Consider the following 441-nt stretch of genomic DNA (forward strand, 5'->3'; position numbering starts at 1 on the left):
ATCTTCCATTTGGCATATTTTCCAAGGACAAATGTTGCCCTGCTCTCCATTCCATGTGTTGTCCTCTGAAACTATAATTGTCCACAATCATGCCTGACTGTTTCACAGTAAAAGTCGCTATTGCAAAGTTTTCAAATATATCTACTCGCATGTTTTTTAGCTCAAAATCATAATCAGATATGCTGACAAACCTAAGCTGTTCAAGTGCAGTAGTGGTTGCAAAGTCCTTTAGATCAAAAGGTGGCACGTCACTGTATGCTGAGAACCTAGGATCGTCTAGCTGGATGACACTTAATGGTGCAACATTCTTTGTTTTTCCAGCATTGAAAAATGTTGTAATGATATCAAGAATATCTTCCTTGTCGCTCAAAATCGGTTATTGCTTGAGGCAAATCTAGTTTAAGTCTTATGAAATGACATCAGTCTGTTTCATGCCTAGAT

At 37.9% G+C, this 441-nt stretch carries 1 protein-coding gene; it reads right to left on the reverse strand.

Going from position 1 to position 441, the window contains the following annotated elements:
* The coding region (locus tag DYY66_RS11435; RefSeq protein WP_255496458.1) for a hypothetical protein at positions 1-370 on the reverse strand (370 nt) is incomplete at its 3' end.
* Between the last annotated feature and the right edge of the window lie 71 nt (positions 371-441).

This window comes from Candidatus Nitrosotalea sp. FS (genome assembly GCF_011319475.1).
In the GTDB taxonomy this organism is placed as follows: Archaea; Thermoproteota; Nitrososphaeria; order Nitrososphaerales; family Nitrosopumilaceae; genus Nitrosotalea.